Origin of the sequence: Microbacterium testaceum (genome assembly GCF_001476655.1) — a bacterium.
GTDB lineage: Bacteria > Actinomycetota > Actinomycetes > Actinomycetales > Microbacteriaceae > Microbacterium > Microbacterium testaceum_C.
This window is the reverse complement of the sequence record NZ_LDRT01000224.1, coordinates 1-1,582: the sequence shown is the minus strand read 5'-3', so window position 1 is coordinate 1,582 and position 1,582 is coordinate 1. Positions and strand designations below refer to the sequence as shown.

Sequence of the window (1,582 nt, the reverse complement as noted above, 5' to 3'; positions counted from 1 at the left end):
GGACGACGTCGCGCGCGCGGATAGGCTGGGCCGGTTCCTTTCCGCCCCGCCATGCAGGAGTTCATATGTCGCAGGACCGCGTCGTCGTCGTCACCGGAGGAAACCGAGGGATCGGACGGGCCATCGCGGAGCGGTTCGTGGCGGAAGGCTGGCGCGTCGCGGTCACCGCACGCTCCGGCGAAGGTCCGGAGGGAACGCTGACCGTCCGCGCGGACGTGACGGATGCCGCTGCCGTCGACGCCGCCTTCACCCGCGTCGAGGCGGAGCTCGGTCCGATCGCCGTCGTCGTCGCCAACGCCGGCGTCACGAAGGACACGCTGCTCCTGCGTATGACCGAGGACGACTTCGACAGCGTCGTGAACACGAACCTCGGCGGTGCGTTCCGCGTCGTGAAGCGCGCGTCGAAGGGGATGCTCAAGGCGCGTTGGGGGCGCGTCATCCTGATCTCGAGCGTCGTCGGTCTGTACGGCTCCGCCGGACAGATCAACTACGCCGCGTCCAAGAGCGCCCTGGTCGGCTTCGCGCGCTCGCTCACGCGCGAGCTGGGTGGCCGCGGGATCACCGCGAACGTCGTGGCGCCGGGATTCATCGAGACGGACATGACGGCCGAGCTCCCGGCGGACACCCAGGCGGAGTACAAGAAGAACATCCCCGCGGGGCGGTTCGCGTCGCCCGACGAGGTGGCCGGCGTCGTGACCTGGCTCGCCGGCGACGACGCGGCGTACATCTCGGGCGCTGTCATCCCGGTGGACGGCGGCTTGGGCATGGGGCACTGAACGGGGGTGCCGCACCCGCGCCACCGTGTGCCCCGTCGGCGTCGACCTGACGGTGCCGAGCCCCCTCACCTCACCGCGGCGACCAGACGCTCCGCGAACGCCTGCGGTTGAGAGAACTGCGGCCAGTGCCCCGAGCCGAGGCGCACGACCTCCGAGTCTCGAACACGTGCGAACTCGTCGGCGAAGGCCCCCCACTCGGTGAGGGCGTAGCGCAGACCCGCGTCGTCGTAACGGCCCGACAGGATCGTCAACGGGACCTCGAAGCGGCGGTCGTCGCTGAGCGACAGGGAAGAGGTCGGCACGCGCCCGGGAACGTCGACCATCGCCGGCGCCGTGCGGGTGCGTGTCTCGTCGTCGAGATCGTCGATGTCGTCGGCGTCGAAGAACTCCCAGCCGGGGAAGTGCACCACGCCGTCGTCGACCGGGAACTCGGAGATCATCGCCCCCGGTGGCGGCACGGCGCTGTCGACGAGGACGACGCGAGCGGTGCGGTCGGGACGGCGGTCGGCCGCGCCCCACACGACGTTGCCGCCGCCGGAGTGCCCGACCAGCACGACACCGGAGGGGAGGCGGTCGATCTCGCGGACGACGGCGTCGACCCAGTCATCGACCACGAGGTCGCCGACCGCCGGGCCGGGAAGCGTCAGGGGATGGGGGCGGTGTCCTGCCGCTTCGAGGGCGGGCACGACGGCGTCCCACGATGACGCGTCGAGCCAGAGACCGGGTACGAGGATGACGTCCATGTCGGCAGCGTAGGACGAGCCTCCGACATCGACCAGGGGTCGGGGCAGGCCGAGGGGCAGGGC

2 protein-coding genes are annotated in these 1,582 nt (G+C 71.3%); one reads left to right on the top strand and one right to left on the bottom strand.

The window, feature by feature from the left end; translation table 11 throughout:
• Positions 1 to 65 precede the first annotated feature (65 nt).
• Positions 66 to 776, top strand: coding sequence for a 3-oxoacyl-ACP reductase FabG (gene fabG, locus NS220_RS18580; protein ID WP_058625442.1), 711 nt, complete (start codon positions 66 to 68; stop codon positions 774 to 776).
• A 65-nt stretch (positions 777 to 841) separates the two neighbouring features.
• Here the strand turns inward: fabG and NS220_RS18575 are convergent.
• On the bottom strand, positions 842 to 1,582 hold a 741-nt coding region (locus NS220_RS18575; RefSeq protein WP_346335436.1), incomplete at its 5' end, for an alpha/beta fold hydrolase.

Bases quoted from the DNA above. Each gene is read 5' to 3' on its own strand.
- fabG (WP_058625442.1), top strand. From the start codon at position 66: ATGTCGCAGGACCGCGTCGTCGTCGTCACCGGAGGAAACCGAGGGATC.